The organism is Citricoccus sp. (genome assembly GCF_032154715.1).
In the GTDB taxonomy this organism is placed as follows: Bacteria; Actinomycetota; Actinomycetes; order Actinomycetales; family Micrococcaceae; genus Citricoccus.
Genome location: NZ_JALDXU010000002.1, coordinates 25,942 through 41,761 on the forward strand (window position 1 = coordinate 25,942; position 15,820 = coordinate 41,761).

The following is a 15,820-nucleotide window of genomic DNA, read 5'->3' on the forward strand; positions in this document are numbered from 1 at the left end:
CTATAGGGCCATCATATCCCGATCACCGAGTGTCCACCGGCGAGGCTGAAACGGCCTTCAGACTGGGGTTTTCTCGAGGGTGTCCATCCGGTGAACAGTCGTCAAACTTGTCTATATATGGTCATTCTGGCGTCCCAGCGTCCCTACGATCATTTGTATGGACAACTCCTCCGACCTCCTCGTGATCGGCTCCGGGATCATCGGTCTCGCCACGGCATACCGCGCGCACCAACAGGGCCAGATCGTCCGCGTGATCGACAGCAACGACCGTCCCGTCGGGGCCTCGATTCAGAACTTCGGCCATGCCTGCTTCACCGGCCAGGACGACCTCATCCAGCCCGTCGCCGAGCGAGCGCGGTCCGGCTGGCTCGAGGCCGCCCGCGAGGTCGGGTTCTGGGCCGCTGAATCCGGCACCCATGTCCCGGCCATGACCGAGCTCGAGCATCAGGTGCTCCGCGAGTTCGCCGAGCACCGCGGCCCGGAACAGGTCCGTCTCCTCGCGCGTGACGACGTGGCCGGACGCATCGGACATCCTGGCCTACCGGCGATCGGGGGCGCCCACCTCCCCCTGGACCTGCGGGTGAATCCCCGCGAGGTGGCTCCTGCCGTGGCCCGCTGGTTGTCCGCCCGGGGCGTCGACTTCGTCTGGGAGACCCGGGTCACCGCCCTCGCGGACGGGAGCGTGCAGACCAGCCGCGGCGACTACACGGCCCGGCAGGTCGTGGCGTGCCCCGGAGACCAGCTCGGGCAGCTCTTCCCCGAGGTGGCAGCACGCCATGGAGTACGCGTGTGCACCCTGGTCATGTCCCTCATCGAGCGGCCCGCGGCCGTTCCGGCGGACCTGGCGTTGCTCACGGGTACCTCACTGGCCCGGTACGACGGCTTCGGCGCCATGCCCTCCAGCGGCGCCTTGCGCCGTGAACTCGTCGAGCGGGAGCCCGACCTCGTGGGGTGCATCGCCAACCTCATGGTCACCGGCATCCCGGACGGCCTCCTCATCGGGGACAGCCATGCCTATGCGCACAGTCCGGAGCCCTTCATCGACGAGGACGTGGCCCGCCTCCTCCTCGACCGTGCCGGCGCGATCCTGGGCATCGAGACGCCGGTGGTCCGGCAGCGGTGGCTCGGACGGTATGCCGACAGCGCCTCGACCAACCTCATCCTCGAGCGTCCCGACGATCGCACCACCGTTGCCGTGGTGACGTCCGGCATCGGTATGACCCTCTCCTTCGGCATCGCCGACCTCATCCTCTCCGGAGAGTCCGTCCCCGGATTCTGACGGTTCCATCCCCCAGTTTTCCGACTGTTTCCGACCCCGAAAGGCACCCCATGAAGAACGCCCGCCGTAGCTCCCGCACCCTCCGCACCGCCGTGATCGCCGCCACTGCGGCGGCCTCCCTTCCCGTTCTCGCCGCCTGTGGCTCATCAGGGCCCACCGAGACCCTGACCTTCGCCGCCATACCGGCCGAATCCTCCGCCTCGCTGGAGAGCGACTATTCCAACATCGCTCAGCTGATCGAACAGGAGACCGGGATCAACGTCGAGTTCCAGAACGCCTCCGACTACGCGGCCGTCATCGAGGGCCAGCGCGCGGGCCAGATCGACATCGCCTCCTATGGCCCCTTCTCCTACGTGATCGCCAAGGATTCCGGCGTGAACCTCAGTCCGGTCGCCGCCCCCACCAGCGACCAGGACCAGGCACCGGCCTACACCTCACTGGCCTACGTGGCCGCGGACTCGGACATCCAGGACCTGGCGGATCTGCAGGGCAAGAAGGTCTGCTTCGTGGACGTCGCCTCCACCTCGGGGTATCTGGTGCCCATGAAGGGGCTGCTGGACGAGGGCATCGACCTCGACGCCGATCTCGAAGCAGTCCTGGCCGGCGGACACGATGCCTCCCTGTTGTCCTTGGATTCGGGTGCCTGCGAGGCCGCCTTCGCCCACGACACCATGCTGAACACGCTGGTCACCTCCGGTCAGGTCGAGGAGGGCGCCGTGCGCCCCGTGTGGGAGTCGGAGCCGATCACCGAGGATCCGATCGCCCTGAACCTCGACACGATCGAACCCGACGTGGCCGAGCAGATCACCACCGCCATCCGCGATATGGGCAACAAGCCGGCACTGGTGGAGGCCGGCATCTGCACCTCGGAAGACGAGTGCGAGTTGCCCGAGGAGATCGAGTACGGCTACCTGCCCGTCGATGACTCCGATTTCGATGCCATCCGCGAGATCTGCGCCGCCACCGACGCAGACGCCTGCCACAGCGTCAACTGACAGGATCCCGGCCATGCTTGCCCAGAACACCACCCTGGACCGCGCCGCCCGCCATCTCGACTCGGCCCCAGGCACCGCCGTCCGTCTGCAGAACGTGACCAAGGACTTCGGAGGCGGGGTGCTCGGCCTCGACGATGTCTCCCTTGAGTTCAACACCGGGGCCATCACCGCACTGCTGGGCTTGTCCGGTTCCGGCAAGTCCACCCTGCTCCGGCATCTCAACGGACTGCAGCGGCCTTCCGCCGGCACCGTCTGCGTCCTCGACCAGGATGTGGCCTCCCTGCGCGGCGACTCCCTGCGGTCACTCCGCCGCGAGGTCGGGGTGATCTTTCAGCACTTCAACCTCATCGGGCCCATGTCCGTGCTGGAGAATGTGTGCACCGGACGTCTGGGGTCTCTGAAGGGCCCCCGGCTGTCCTTGATGATGTACCCGAAGGCGGTGCGTCATGAGGCTCTGGACAAGTTGGATCGCGTGGGCCTGGCCGATCGTGCCTTCCAGCGTGCCGACACCTTGTCCGGCGGGCAGCAGCAGCGTGTGGCCATCGCCCGGGCACTGATGCAGCACCCCCGGATCCTCCTCGCCGACGAGCCGGTGGCCTCGCTGGACCCGGTCTCGGCCCGCGAGGTCATGTCCCTGCTCCAGGAGATCTCGGCCGAGAACCGCCTGACGGTCATCACCTCACTGCACCAGGTCCAGCTCGCCGTCGATGTCGCCGAGCGCATCGTCGGGCTGCGCAGCGGCAGGGTCGTGCTGGATCAGTCCACCGAGGGGTTGGACGCCGCGGAGGTCTCACAGATCTACTCCAGCGTGTCCGGCGTCGGACCGGGCGGCCCTGCGCACGGAGGCCACGCATGAACACCGTGACCGCACCGGCACCTCCCGTCGACCTCCCTCGCCGGCCCGCACCGAAGCCGAAGAATGTAGCCCCCGCCGTGGTCCTGATAGCGCTGCTGGCGGCCGGGATCTGGTCGGTGGACGCGGTGGGCATCAATGTCCAGGCCATCGCCAGCTCCCTGGACAATGCCGTGGCCTTCACTCAGCGGATGTTCCCGCTGGACTTCCCTCCGCTGGCGGAGACCATGGGGATGGTCCTCGAGACCCTCGCCATCGTGTTCCTGGCGACCTTCCTCTCCGTCGTCCTGTCCGTTCCGCTGGCCCTGGCCGCGGCCCGGGCCACTGCCACGGGACGCCTCTCCCAGGGGATCGCACGCACGCTGATCGTCCTGGCCCGGGCCGTCCCCGACCTGGTGTTGGCGATCGTGTTCCTGCGCCTGTTCGGTCTGGGCGCCACCGCAGGAATCCTCGCCATGGGCATCCATTCGGTGGGCATGATCGCCAAGTTGTACGCCGACGCCATCGAGGAGCTCGACGACGGCCCGCGGGAATCGATCGAAGCTGCCGGCGGGCATCGCCGCCAGCAGATCGCCGCGGCCATCCCGCAGGTGCTCCTGCCGCAGATGGTGGCCACGGCACTGCACCGCTTCGACATCAACCTGCGGACCTCCGTGCTGCTCGGCTACGTCGGTGTGGGCGGCATCGGCCTCGCCATCGCGGACGCGCTGCGGACTCTGGACTACCAGCGGGGAATGGCACTGGCCTTGCTCGTGCTCGGCCTGTGCATCGCCATCGAACTGCTCTCCGGTGCCATCCGGGCCGCGATCATGAAACGATCCGGTCGCGCGGTGACTGGGGGCACCTGGTCTGACAAGCTCTTCGCCGCCGGCGCCACCGGTGCTGATCGTGCGGCCGGCGCGCGTGCCACGGTGCGGCTGACTCCCCCCTGGACGGCCGCACGCGCCCAGCGGTTCCTCTCCGGTGCGCTCATCCTCGTTCTGTTGGCCGCCTCCCTCTGGCGGGTCGACATCTCCCCGGAAACCCTGTGGCAGGGGCTGCTGTCCCTGCCCGAGACCCTCGGCCTGTTCCTGCCGCCCTCCGCCGGTGGCACGTGGGACAGCCTGATGGAGCAGTTGCTGCTCACCGTCCAGATCGCGTTGGCCTCCACCCTGATCGGTGCGGTACTGGCTGTGCCGATCGGCATCCTGGCCGCCAACAACGTGGTCGCCAATCAGGCCGTCAGGACCTTCTTCCGCGTCCTGATCGTGGTGGTGCGGGGCATCCCGGAGCTGATCCTGGCCATCATCTTCGTGGTCATCTCCGGACTCGGCGGCGTGGCTGGCACCCTGGCCCTGGCCGTGGGCGCGGTGGGTCTGCTCTCCAAGCTCGTGGCCGACTCCCTGGAGGAGACCGATACCGAGGTCCAGGACGCCATGCGCACCGCCGGGGCCTCTGAGGCGCAGGTCTTCTTCGCCGCGACGCTCCGGCAGGCCGCTCCGGCGTTCATCGCCCACACGATGTACCTGCTGGACTCCAATATCCGCGCCGCCACCCTCCTCGGTGTCGTCGGCGCCGGCGGCATCGGTTTCCTGCTCCTGAATGCCTCCCGCGTGAATCAGTTCGACGTGGTGACCCTGATCCTGATCCTCATGGTCGTGGTGGTCCTGGCGGTCGAGGCCCTGTCCATGTGGTTGCGCCGGGCCGTCCGCTGATGACCCCTGCAGACACCCCGAATCCACCCCCACCAGAAAGTGAGAACACCATGATTGAACTCGCCATCTTCGACATGGCCGGCACCACCGTCAACGACCGAGACGAGGTCTATCGAGTCCTGCGCGCATCGACCGAGCGTTTCGGCGCGCAGTACTCGGATGAGGAATTCCAGCAGTGGATGGGCACCGAGAAACGCTGGGCCATCAGGAACCTGTTGCAGCTCGGCGGGCTGGAAGCCCACGAGTCCCTCGTCGAGGAGGCCTGGATGTGGTTCCGTGCCGAACTGCGCCGAACCTACACCGAGCAGCCCCCGGTGGCGCTGGCCGGAGTCGAGCAGGCCTTGCGAGACCTCAAGGAGCGCGGCGTCAAGATCGGCCTGACCACCGGCTTCTCCCGCGAGATCACCGATCTGGTCCTGGACGCGATCGGCTGGAGCGGGTCCGGAATCATCGATCTGTCCGTCGCCGGTGACGAGGTCCCGGCCGGCCGTCCCGAGCCGTTCCTGATCCAGGCCGTGATGGAACGCCTCGGGGTGTCCGAGGCCGCGGCCGTGATCAGCGCCGGTGACACCGCCGCGGACGTGGAATCGGCCCGACGCGCGGGCGTCACCTCCATCGGCGTGCTCACCGGGCACCTGTCCCGCGCCGACTTCGAAGCGCTGGGAGCCGACCTCATCCTCGCATCCGTGGCGGACCTGCCCGCGCATATCGTGATGTCCGGAGCCTCTCGGTGAGGGAGGCGGCCACGGCCGTCCTCTGGCGCGGCGGCGCGGAATTCCAGTCCGTCCAGGTGCCGATGCCCCAGCCTGGCCCCGGAGAGACCCTGGTGCGGCTCACGGCTGCCACCGTCTGCGGCTCGGACCGGCACACCGTCAGCGGGCGCCGTTCCTCGGCCTGCCCCTCTGTGCTGGGGCACGAGGGCGTGGGAGTGGTCCTCTCCACGCGAGGTGGTCACACCGTCCAGGGCTCACCCCTGCGTCAGGGTGACCGTGTGGTCTTCGGCGTCACGAGTTCCTGCGGGCAGTGCGAGCCGTGTCTCCGAGGCCTCACGGCCAAGTGCACCAGCGTGCAGAAGGCCGGTCATGAGCCGTTCGAGGGCGAGTGGCCGTTGTCCGGAACCTACGCCAGCCACATCCTCCTGCGTAGCGGCCAGGCCGTGGTCAAGGCACCCGCCATCCTCCAGGACGGCGTGGCCGCGACCGCGGGGTGCGCGGTGGCCACCGTGATGGCGGTCCTCGAGCGTGCCGGTGAGTTGCGCGGCCGCCGGGTCCTGGTCAACGGGGTCGGCATGCTGGGCCTGGTGGCGGTCGCCGCGGCCGTCGACCGCGGTGCCTCCGAGGTCATGGCCGTGGATCCGAACGCAGACCGCCGCCGGCTGGCCGAGGGTCTCGGTGCCGTGGCCCGACCTCCCGGGTCCGAGCCCGGGAATCGAGGCACCGTGGACGTGTCCCTCGAACTCTCGGGGGCACGTGCCGGCATCCAGACCTGTATCGAGGCCTTGGGCATCGGCGGCACCGCCGTGCTGGCCGGAAGTGTTGCCCCCGTGAACGCGGTCGAGGTGGATCCTGAATGGATGGTGCGTGGATGGCGCACCATCACCGGAGTCCACAACTACGAGCCACGCCACCTGCAGGAGGCGGTCGACTTCCTGGGGTCGGCCGGGCGTACCCTGCCCTGGGACGACCTTCTGGACGGGCCCATCTGCGCAGACCAGCTGGCGGCCGAGTTCCGCAGGACCGACGTGCAGCGCCTGCGCACTGTGGTGACCCTCTAGCCGCGAGGGCGTCCTCCCCTGGCTAGAGCCGCCGGTTGCCCTCCTCGGGCTCCGCACCCTCGGCGTCAGCCGTCTCGGGATCCACACCCTCCGAGTCAGCGGCTTCGGCGGCCTTCTCCTTGCGTTCGGCGAAGGCCGCCTCGCCCGGGCCGGCGAACTCGCGATTGCGCTCCACCGCGGTGATGGAGCCGGTGAACACCGTGGAGTCGTCGCTGGACCGGGTCAGGGGCGTGGAGCCGGTGACGGCCGCGGTGGCGCCGGTGGTCGGCTGTTGGCCCGTCGCGGGATGGACCTGCGGCAGGGGGCTGGTGGGGGTCCGCGGCTGGGATCCGCTCGCGCCACCGGACACGCCACCGGACGCGCCGCCGTCGTGATCCTGCCCCACCGGCACCTCCGTGCCGGGCTCGACGGCACGGAACTCGCCTGTACCGGACTCGGCGCCGACGGGCGCCAGGGACGGCGCGTGCACGGGCGTCTCGGCGAAGCGCTGCGCGTAGATCGCCTCCGGATGCTCGCTGCGCAGGAAGTTGACGAGGTCCTCCCGCACGAGGCAGCGCAAATCCCACAGGTCGCCGGCATTGCGGGCGGAGACCGCCACCCACAGTTTCACGGTGCCGCCCAGGGCCTCACTCACCTGGATGGTGCTGTCCTTGCCGTCCCAGAGCTCGGTGGAGGCGAGCAAGGCCTTGAGGCGTTCGCGGGTGGCGTCCACCGGCACCCGCCAGTCCACGTCGATCTCCACGGTCCCGGACAGGGCGGAACCGGTGCGGGTCCAATTCTCGAACGGCGTGGTGGTGAAGTGGCTGGAGGGGTAGATCACCCGGCGGCCGTCCCAGATCTTGACCACCACGTAGGACAGCGTGATGTCCTCGATGGTGCCGTAGACCCCGTCCGCGGTCACCACGTCCCCCACACGGATCGCATCGGTGAACGCCAGCTGGATGCCGGCGAACACGTTGGTCAGGGTGGACTGCACGGCGAGGCCGGCCACCACGGAGATCACGCCGGCCGAGGCCAGCAGGCCGGCGCCCACGGCGCGGACCTGCGGGATGGTCAGCAGGACGATGGACACGGCGATGACGATGACGGCGGCCTGGATCACGCGCCGCAGCAGCACGGTCTGGGTGCGGATCTTGCGGTCCCGGCGGTCGTCCACCCCCTCCGAGGCGTACTTGCCGAGCAATCGCTCCTCGACGATCCGCACCACTCGCAGCGCCAGCCAGGCGAGCGAGCCGATGATGCCGGCCATCAGCAGGAAGTTCACGCCGTTGAACCAGGCATAGGTGGCGGCGGTCAGCCCGAGGGCGATCCGCACCGCCAGCAGCACCGCGGCGAGCGCCACCGGGACCCGGCACCGGGCGACCTGGCTGCGCAGCTGCGGCTTGCGGCGCAGCAGCGCGTTGACCAGCAGCCAGGCGACCACCAGCACGGCCAGCGCGAACGCCACGGAGATCGCCACCGTGGAGAGCATCCCCCAGAACGGTCCGAGCGAGTCCACGGCCCCTTCGGCCCCTTCGCGGACGGTGTCCGGCATGTTCTCCGGGGTTCCGCTCGGATCGGGTGTCGATGCGGAGTCCGTTCCCGTCCCGGAGGCGAGAAGCGAGGCGAACGGACTGGAGGGAGGCGCGGTGAACAGATCGGTGAAGAAGGACGAACTCGGCATGGCCCCAGTCTGTCATCTGGTTCTCCGTCGTTCCTGAACGGGGGGAGAATGGACGCTGGACCACCGGAACCAGCCGAACCCTCGGAATCACAGGAGCCACCCCATGCTTGCCACCACGGACCTGCGCGGCCGCACCTACGATCCCGCCACGGTGCTCCCCCGCGCCGAGACCGACGTGGCCGCCGCCGTGCCCAAGGTCATGCCGATCCTGGACCGGGTGCGCACCGAGGGGGTCCGGGCCGTGCTGGATCTCGGCGAGCAGTTCGACGGCGTCCGGCCGCCGTCGTTGGCCGTGCCGGCCGAGAAGCTCTCCGAGGCGCTCGAGTCGCTGGACCCCGAGATCCGTTCCGCCCTCGAGGAGTCCATCGACCGCGCCCGCAAGGTGCACGCCGCCCAGATTCCCGCGGGGTCCACGGTGGAGCTCGGGGAGGGCGCCGTCGTCGAGAACCGCTGGGTCCCGGTGAACCGCGTGGGCCTCTACGTTCCCGGCGGCCGCGCCGTCTACCCCTCCTCCGTGGTGATGAACGTGGTCCCGGCCCAGGCCGCCGGGGTCGCCTCGCTCGCGGTCGCCTCCCCGCCCCAGAAGGACTTCGGCGGCCTGCCGCACCCCGTGATCCTCGCGGCGTGCGCGCTGCTCGGCGTGGATGAGGTCTACGCCGCGGGCGGCGCCCAGGCGGTGGCCATGTTCGCCTACGGCGTGGCGGACGACGACGGCACCCGCCTGTGTGCTCCCGTGGACATGGTCACGGGGCCGGGCAACATCTTCGTGGCCGCCGCCAAGCGCGCCCTGCTCGGCACCATCGGCATCGATGCGGAGGCCGGGCCGACCGAGATCGCCGTGTTGGCCGACGGCACCGCCGATGCGCGGTGGGTGGCCGCCGACCTCATCAGCCAGGCCGAGCACGACCCCATGGCCGGCTCCGTGCTCATCACCACCTCGCCCGAGCTGGCCCGCGACGTGGCGGCCGAGATCGAGCGGCAGGTGCCGGGCAGCCTCCACGAGGAGCAGATCCGCCAGGCCCTGGGCGGCCCGCAATCCGGGATCCTGCTGGTGGGGACCATGGACGAGGCACTGGCCGTGGCCGATGCCTACGCCGCCGAACACCTTGAGATCCACACGGCACACCCCTTGGAGACGGCCCGCCGGGTGACCAATGCCGGCGCCGTGTTCGTGGGCCCGCACTCGCCTGTGCCGCTGGGTGACTACTCCTCCGGCTCCAACCACGTGCTGCCCACCGGCGGCTCCGCCCGCTACTCCTCCGGGCTGAACACCGTGAGCTTCCTGCGCCTGCAGCAGCTCATCCGCTACACGGAGACGGGCCTGAAGGAACTGGACACCAAGATCGCCGCCCTGTCCACGGCCGAGGGGCTGCCGGCCCACGGTGAAGCCGTCTCCCTGCGCTTCCGCTGACCCGCGGCTCCCGCGGCGACGGTCACGCGGGTTCATAGTCCGAGAAATCCTTTGACCGCTCCGGAAGTCCATCGTTAGTGTGGACCCAGAATCACGAGTTCCCGCTGTTACAGCCCTGGCTTGCGGGACGGCAACCCTCTTCACGCAGTAGTGGGGTGCTCCAGGTGAGGATTCGGCCTACCGGATGCCCCGGCAGGCAAGTACCGCGTTTCTGCTGGTGCCGATCGGGACGTTCCCGTGGCGTACCGCCGTGCAGATGCGCCTTCGGACGGAGGACCCACCATGACCGCCCTGGCTACCCACGACCTGCAGCAGACCGCCGACCTCGATCGCGAGCTGAACACCCCGACTCTTCGCTCGGCCTTCTCCCACTTCCCCTCCGGCGTGGCCGCGCTCGCCGGCGTCGCCAACGGGGAGAAGGAGGGCCTCGTGGCCTCGTCCTTCACCGTCGGAGTCTCCCTGGAACCGGCCCTGGTCTCCTTCGCCGTGCAGAACACCTCCCGCACCTGGCCCCGGCTGAAGCGGGCCGAGCGGATCGGGATCTCCATCCTCGGTGAGGGCCACACCAGCGTCTGCCGTCAGCTGGCCTCCAAGGAGGGGGACCGCTTCGCCGGCCTGGACCTCCGGACCACGGACGAGGGAGCGATCTTCCTGCACGGCGCCGCCCTGTGGCTGGACACCACCGTCTACTCCGAGCTGCCGGCCGGTGACCACACCATGGTGCTGCTCGAGGTGCACGGGGTGCACGACCACTCCGCGGAGCACGAGCCGATCGTGTTCCACCGCTCGGCCTTCCGCAACCTGCGCACTGCCGAGGGCAACCAGTAGCCCCTCCTTTTGCGGGCAGAGAAGAGTACTGTTTTCTGCCCGCATAGCGATCCCGGGGACGGCGCTGGGCGCGGAGGTAAGATGTCCGGCATGCCTTCCGCCACCCCGTCCGCGCGGCGTCCAGGTTCAGGCCCGGGCGCGACGCCGGCCGGTCCGGTCCGGTTGGATGCCTGGCTCTGGGGCGTGCGCATGTACAAGACCCGGTCGGCCGCCACCACGGCGTGCCGGGCCGGTCACGTCCGCCTCAACGGGCAGCCGGCCAAGGCCGCCCAGCCGGTCAAGCCGGGCGACACCATCCGGTTGCGCCTCCCGGGCCGCGAGCGGATCCTTGAGGTCACCGGATTGGTGGCCAAGCGGGTCGGCGCTCCCGAGGCGGTCCGGCACTACCTCGATCATTCCCCGGAACCCGTACCCCGGGAACTGTTGGCCGTGCCCCGCCGAGACCGCGGCACAGGCCGGCCCACCAAGCGAGACCGGCGCCAGCTGGACCGGCTCCGCAACCGTGCCGCCCCAGAGCAGGACCCTGACTCACGTCTCGATCACCGCCTCGATCCCGGGTGATGCCCCGGACCGGTGACGGACCCAGATGAACACCGGGAAAAGAATGCGCACCCAGGAAAATTTGGGGCTTCTGTTCCGCGTCATCTCCCGTATTATGTGTCACAGAAGTAGTAGTAGCAGTAAGTCCGTCACCACTGCGGACCGGTTGGCCCTCGGGCCGCTCGGGGCGTTGTAGGAAGCGGTTTCGCACACGCCGCTTCGCCCCCGTTGGAAGACCGACGGGTTTACAACCTCAGGAAAGGGCCCATCATGGCTACCGGTACCGTCAAGTGGTTCAACGCAGAGAAGGGCTACGGCTTCATCTCCCCGGACGATCAGTCCGCTGACATCTTCGTTCACTTCTCCGCCATCGAAGGCAACGGCTTCCGCGAACTGCAGGAAGACCAGAAGGTCGAGTTCGAGTCCCAGCAGGGCCCCAAGGGCATGCAGGCCGCTGCAGTCCGCCCGCTCTGACCGAGCTCGCCTGAACCCTTCAGGCTCCAGAACGGCCACCCTCCCCCCGGGGACGGTGGCCGTTCTGCTGTGACCAACGCGCCATGTCAGCGCACCACGATGGCGAGATCCGGTGAAATCCGGTTTAGGGTACAACCATGAAATTTCGCTACCTGGGCCACAGCGGCCTCAAGATCTCAGAGATCATCTACGGCAATTGGCTCACCCACGGCTCCCAGGTCGAGAACGAGACGGCCCACGCCTGTGTGAAGGAGGCCCTGGCACAGGGCATCACCAGTTTCGACACAGCGGATACCTACGCGAACACCAAGGCGGAGAGCGTCCTCGGTAAGGCCCTGAAGAACGAACGCCGGGAGTCCCTCGAGGTGTTCACCAAGGTCTACTGGCCCACCGGTCCCAAGGGCCCCAATGACACCGGCCTCTCCCGCAAGCACATCATGGAGTCCATCAACGGCTCCCTGCGGCGCCTGGAGATGGACTACGTGGACCTCTATCAGGCCCACCGCTTCGACGTGGAGACCCCGCTGGAGGAGACCATGCAGGCGTTCGCGGACATCGTCCGCGCCGGCAAGGCCCTCTACATCGGCGTCTCCGAATGGCCGGCGGACAAGATCCGCGAGGCCCATGCCATGGCCGCGCAGCTCGGATTCCAGCTCATCTCCAGTCAGCCCCAGTACTCCATGCTGTGGCGCGTCATCGAGTCGGAGGTCGTCCCGGCCTGCGAGGACCTCGGACTCTCCCAGATCGTCTGGTCTCCCATGGCCGGGGGGATCCTCACCGGCAAGTACCTGCCCGGCCAGCAGGCTCCGGAGGGCTCCCGCGGAGCGGACGAGAAGGGCGGAGCGCGTTCGATGGCCAGCAAGATGACGGACGAGGTCCTCACCGCCGTCCAGAAACTGCGCCCCATCGCGGACGGCCTCGACGCCACCATGGGACAGCTCGCCATCGCCTGGGTCCTGTCCAACCCCAACGTGGTCGGCGCCCTGGTCGGAGCGTCCCGCCCCGAGCAGATCGCCGAGAACGTCAAGGCCCTGGACCTCACCCTGGACCAGGCGACCCTCGGTGCCATTGACGCGGCCATCGGCCACGTCGTCACTGATGACCCCTCGCTCGTGTCCGTCCCCGAGGGCCGCGCCGTCTGACGTGGCGGGGGCACGACTCCACTAACCGTGACGATTCCGTGATGTGGACATCCCAGTAGATCACGGTATGATCACAGTTAGCCGGTGTTGCCCGTTCTGCTGGACGGGGCGGGCAACACGGGGTCAAGTGCCAACCAACGGGGGGCGGAGCATGACCACCACGGCAGGACGCTCTCCTGGCCACGCCTCCCTGAGCCGATCTTTCCCACTCCTCGGACGCTCCGTGGCCACCACCGCCGGCACCCTGGTGTTACTGGTCGGACTGGCCGGCACCGCTCTCGCCACCCCGACGCCCTCCCCCAGCGACTCCGTGGATCCCACGCAGTCTGCGGCTCCCGCGCCCCCATCGCCCTCCCCCTCGTCCTCGCCCCCCTCCGGCGCCAACCAGCCTCCGCAGATCGTCTGCCCCGGTCTCGTCACCGAGGCCGGAGACACGGAATCCGTGCGTATCCATGTCCTCGATCCGGACGGGGACACCATCACCCTGAGCGCGGGGACGTCCTGGCTCGGCGGCCAGGCCACGGTGGAGGGACACGTGGTGACGTACACGGCGCCCACCGACGCCGACGGCACCGACGGCGTCATCGTCACCGCGGATGATGGACGGGGCGGAACGTCCGAGTGCGAGATCTCGATCCTGGTGCAGACCGGGCCAAGCCCCACTCCCACCCCGACTCCCACACCAACCCCCACTCCGACGCCCACGCCGACGAGTCCGGACCCCACCCCGAATCCCACGAGTTCCGCCCCGGAGCCCAACCCCGAGCCGACCCGCGGGTCGGGCACCCCGACCCAGGCTCCGACGTCGACCCCCACGGCGGGCCCGAGCCAGAACCCGACCACGCCAGGCGACTCGACCCCGACCAGCGGCGCGCCCACCGGGACGTCCGGCAACGGAGACGGCGGCAACGGCACCGACCCGGACGGCTCGGCCCCCGGAGAGACGGGTGGCAGCGACTCGGATGGCGACAGCTCGGGCGGCAGCGGTGGGTCCGACGGCCAGACACCGGACGGTACCGGATCACCTTCCGCACCCGCGGCCGAGACGCCGAGCGCGCAGAAGCTCAGCAACCTCATCAGGGACACCGCCATCGCAGGCCCGGTCCGGGCCGTGGCGGATGCCGAAAAACTGATCGCGGGTATCTCCGCCGGCATGACGTCACGTCCCGGCGGCGGAAACTTCCCCGGCGGGGACAGCACCGGCAGCGCTGCCGACGGCGCTGACGGCGCTGCCGGCTCCAGCGGTGAAGCCACCGATGGCGCTGGCGGTGCGGAGCCCGTGGCGGCCGCCGAGCGGAGCGCGCACACCGGGGCCACCCTGTGGCTGTTCGCGGGGGTGGGCTTCATGATGATCGCCCTCATCGCACTCGCCCTGGCGGCCCTGCCCCGCGGCGGCCGTCGGCACTAGACTGACCGGACGATGCGGCCGTTCGGACGGATTGTCCGCCGGAGGGCCGCCCGAGATTCAGGAGGTTCGAGTTGGCCCGCTACGAAGACGATCTGGAACAGCAATTCATCGAAGAACCCGAGAACGACCTGGAGCAGCCGGCTGACGGCCGCGACGGGACCACGGACCACGGGTCCTCCGATGACCCGGAATCACTGGATGCGATCGACCCGCTGCGCCGGGACACCTTCCTGCTGGACGGGGACGAGGACTACAACGGCGTCCCGGACTATCAGGAGGGCAGTTCCGATGATTCGGGCGGCGCCGCCGAACCGGACGAGGACTCCGAGTGGGCCGGCCGGGACGACGAGGAAGAGGACGAGGAAGGCTCAGACGTCACCGCCTAGAACCGATCCGGCGTAGACCCTGCTAGCGCTTCCGGCCGGAGACCAGTCGCTCCGTGCCGGAAGCGGCCAGGATCAGGCAGGCGCACCAGATGCCACCGGCAGGCCCGAGGGGTGCGGCCGCCAGGCCGGCCACCACCGGCATCGCCACCTGCCCCACCCGGTTGCCGACCAGCCGGAACGCCAGGGCGGGTCCACGCCACGTGGGGGGCACCGCCTGGGACACCAAGGACATGGTGAGCGGCTGCCCGATGCCCAGGGCGAAACCACCGACGGCCATGAGCACCACGGCCAGCCAGACGGCGTGCCACCCTTCCAGGGCCGGCGGCACGAAGCCCAGGGCCACGGCGGATGCCAACAGGGACACGAGCACGAGGTGGTGCCGCTCCCACCGCCCGGACATCCAGGGAAGCACGATTCTGGACACGAACGAGGCGCCGCCGCGGACGGCCAGCAACAGGCCCACCCAGAACGGTGAGACCCCGGCCGCCTCACCGACCAGCGGCATGAACGCCGTGAGGATGTCCAGCATCGCCAGCAGGGCCAGGGACGCCATCATGTGCGAGGGGATCCCGGGGACCCGCCAGATGGCCAGCATCGTCGGCTTCCCCGGCCCTGCCGTGCCCTCGTCGCCCGCAGCCGCGGCAGTCTCGGTGTCCGACGCCGGCCCCGCCGGTCCGCCGTTCTCGTCTCCCAAGCCATGGGCCCGGTCCCCCGGCTCCTCCGTGGGCTCCGCGGGCAGGCGCCGGGTGCGGCGGCCGCCGTCGGCGCGCATGAGGTACATCACCGGCACCGCGAGCAGGGAGCAGAGCGCACCGAGCCACAGGGCCCCGTCGATCCGGCCCGCGAACTCCGCGCTGTGGGTGGCCTCGCTGAGCGTGGCATTGCCGAGGATCAGCCCGGAGATCAGCGGTCCGGACATCTGTCCCACGGAGAAGGCGGCGGTGAACCACCCGAAGGCGGCATCCATGTTCTCCGGGGCGGACCGGCGGCCGATCACGGTCTGGCCAGCGATGGTGAACAGCAGGTGGCCCATGCCGAGCACGGCCGAGGACACCATCAGCACGGCGACGGTGGAGCCGAAGGCCAGTCCGACGCCGCCCAGTCCCAGCACCAGCGCCCCCAGGGCGATCATGCCCCGCAGGGTGGGCAACCGGCTGCTGAGCCGTCCCAGGGACATCGCGAACACCAACGGGAGGATGGCATACGCGGCGGTGGCCAGGCCGACCGTTGTCTCTCCGGCGCCCAGGGCCAACAGCTTGTAGCTCGTGACGGGCCGCAGCAGGTTCAGGGCGGTCTGCGTGAGGACGGCTGCGGCGATCATGACCCAGAGCCAGGTCAGGTTTCCGCGGTTTGCCATGATCTCCAGAGTAGTC

Annotated in this window: 15 protein-coding genes and 1 riboswitch; of the genes, 13 read left to right on the forward strand and 2 right to left on the reverse strand. The window is 69.4% G+C overall.

Annotation, left to right across the window (positions count from 1 at the left end; genetic code table 11):
- The first annotated feature begins 157 nt into the window (after positions 1–157).
- The 6 genes from RUH65_RS00745 to RUH65_RS00770 are packed head-to-tail and all read left to right on the forward strand — an operon-like array spanning position 158 to position 6,595.
- Positions 158–1,279 carry a TIGR03364 family FAD-dependent oxidoreductase gene (locus RUH65_RS00745; RefSeq protein ID WP_313815255.1) on the forward strand — a complete coding sequence of 374 codons (1,122 nt, stop codon included), beginning with the start codon at positions 158–160 and terminating at the stop codon, positions 1,277–1,279.
- 50 nt (positions 1,280–1,329) lie between these two features.
- The gene (locus RUH65_RS00750; RefSeq protein ID WP_313815256.1) at positions 1,330–2,274 is read left to right on the forward strand and encodes a phosphate/phosphite/phosphonate ABC transporter substrate-binding protein; all 945 of its coding nucleotides are present in this window, start codon (positions 1,330–1,332) and stop codon (positions 2,272–2,274) included.
- Positions 2,275–2,287: 13 nt separating this feature from the next.
- Positions 2,288–3,130: a phosphonate ABC transporter ATP-binding protein gene (gene phnC / locus RUH65_RS00755; RefSeq protein WP_313815257.1), complete on the forward strand. Its 843-nt coding sequence runs from the start codon at positions 2,288–2,290 to the stop codon at positions 3,128–3,130.
- Positions 3,127–4,821, forward strand: coding sequence for a phosphonate ABC transporter, permease protein PhnE (gene phnE / locus RUH65_RS00760; protein ID WP_313815258.1), 1,695 nt, complete (start codon positions 3,127–3,129; stop codon positions 4,819–4,821). The genes phnC and phnE overlap by 4 nt, the downstream gene beginning before the upstream one ends.
- A gap of 50 nt (positions 4,822–4,871) precedes the next feature.
- Positions 4,872–5,555, forward strand: a complete 684-nt coding sequence (locus RUH65_RS00765; RefSeq protein WP_313815259.1) for an HAD-IA family hydrolase — start codon at positions 4,872–4,874, stop codon at positions 5,553–5,555.
- On the forward strand, positions 5,552–6,595 hold the full coding sequence (locus RUH65_RS00770; protein WP_313815260.1) for a zinc-binding dehydrogenase: 1,044 nt from the start codon (positions 5,552–5,554) through the stop codon (positions 6,593–6,595). Before RUH65_RS00765 ends, RUH65_RS00770 begins: the two co-directional genes overlap by 4 nt.
- A gap of 22 nt (positions 6,596–6,617) precedes the next feature.
- On the opposite strand, the gene RUH65_RS00775 is transcribed toward RUH65_RS00770, so the two are convergent.
- Complete coding sequence (locus tag RUH65_RS00775) at positions 6,618–8,258, reverse strand: mechanosensitive ion channel family protein (RefSeq protein ID WP_313815261.1); 1,641 nt, start codon at positions 8,256–8,258, stop codon at positions 6,618–6,620.
- Between the two features lie 103 nt (positions 8,259–8,361).
- Between RUH65_RS00775 and hisD the strand changes: the two genes are divergently transcribed.
- The 7 genes from hisD to RUH65_RS00810 all read left to right on the forward strand — a co-directional run bounded on the left by hisD (position 8,362) and on the right by RUH65_RS00810 (position 14,447).
- The gene (gene hisD, locus RUH65_RS00780; protein WP_313815262.1) at positions 8,362–9,669 is read left to right on the forward strand and encodes a histidinol dehydrogenase; all 1,308 of its coding nucleotides are present in this window, start codon (positions 8,362–8,364) and stop codon (positions 9,667–9,669) included.
- An 89-nt stretch (positions 9,670–9,758) separates the two neighbouring features.
- Positions 9,759–9,878: riboswitch (SAM riboswitch) on the forward strand.
- Between the two features lie 73 nt (positions 9,879–9,951).
- On the forward strand, positions 9,952–10,497 hold the full coding sequence (locus RUH65_RS00785) for a flavin reductase family protein (protein ID WP_313815263.1): 546 nt from the start codon (positions 9,952–9,954) through the stop codon (positions 10,495–10,497).
- 90 nt (positions 10,498–10,587) lie between these two features.
- Positions 10,588–11,058 carry an RNA-binding S4 domain-containing protein gene (locus tag RUH65_RS00790; RefSeq protein ID WP_313815264.1) on the forward strand — a complete coding sequence of 157 codons (471 nt, stop codon included), beginning with the start codon at positions 10,588–10,590 and terminating at the stop codon, positions 11,056–11,058.
- 249 nt (positions 11,059–11,307) lie between these two features.
- Positions 11,308–11,511: a cold-shock protein gene (locus RUH65_RS00795; RefSeq protein ID WP_115932123.1), complete on the forward strand. Its 204-nt coding sequence runs from the start codon at positions 11,308–11,310 to the stop codon at positions 11,509–11,511.
- Positions 11,512–11,648: 137 nt separating this feature from the next.
- Positions 11,649–12,653 carry an aldo/keto reductase family protein gene (locus RUH65_RS00800; protein ID WP_313815265.1) on the forward strand — a complete coding sequence of 335 codons (1,005 nt, stop codon included), beginning with the start codon at positions 11,649–11,651 and terminating at the stop codon, positions 12,651–12,653.
- 223 nt (positions 12,654–12,876) lie between these two features.
- Positions 12,877–14,061 (forward strand): Ig-like domain-containing protein, encoded by a 1,185-nt coding sequence (locus tag RUH65_RS00805; protein ID WP_313815266.1) that lies wholly within the window; start codon positions 12,877–12,879, stop codon positions 14,059–14,061.
- A gap of 71 nt (positions 14,062–14,132) precedes the next feature.
- Positions 14,133–14,447 (forward strand): hypothetical protein, encoded by a 315-nt coding sequence (locus RUH65_RS00810; protein WP_313815267.1) that lies wholly within the window; start codon positions 14,133–14,135, stop codon positions 14,445–14,447.
- A 22-nt stretch (positions 14,448–14,469) separates the two neighbouring features.
- Here RUH65_RS00810 and RUH65_RS00815 read toward each other — a convergent pair whose 3' ends face one another.
- A complete protein-coding gene (locus RUH65_RS00815; protein WP_313815268.1) occupies positions 14,470–15,804 on the reverse strand; it encodes an MFS transporter in 1,335 nt (444 codons plus the stop codon).
- Positions 15,805–15,820: the final 16 nt, after the last annotated feature.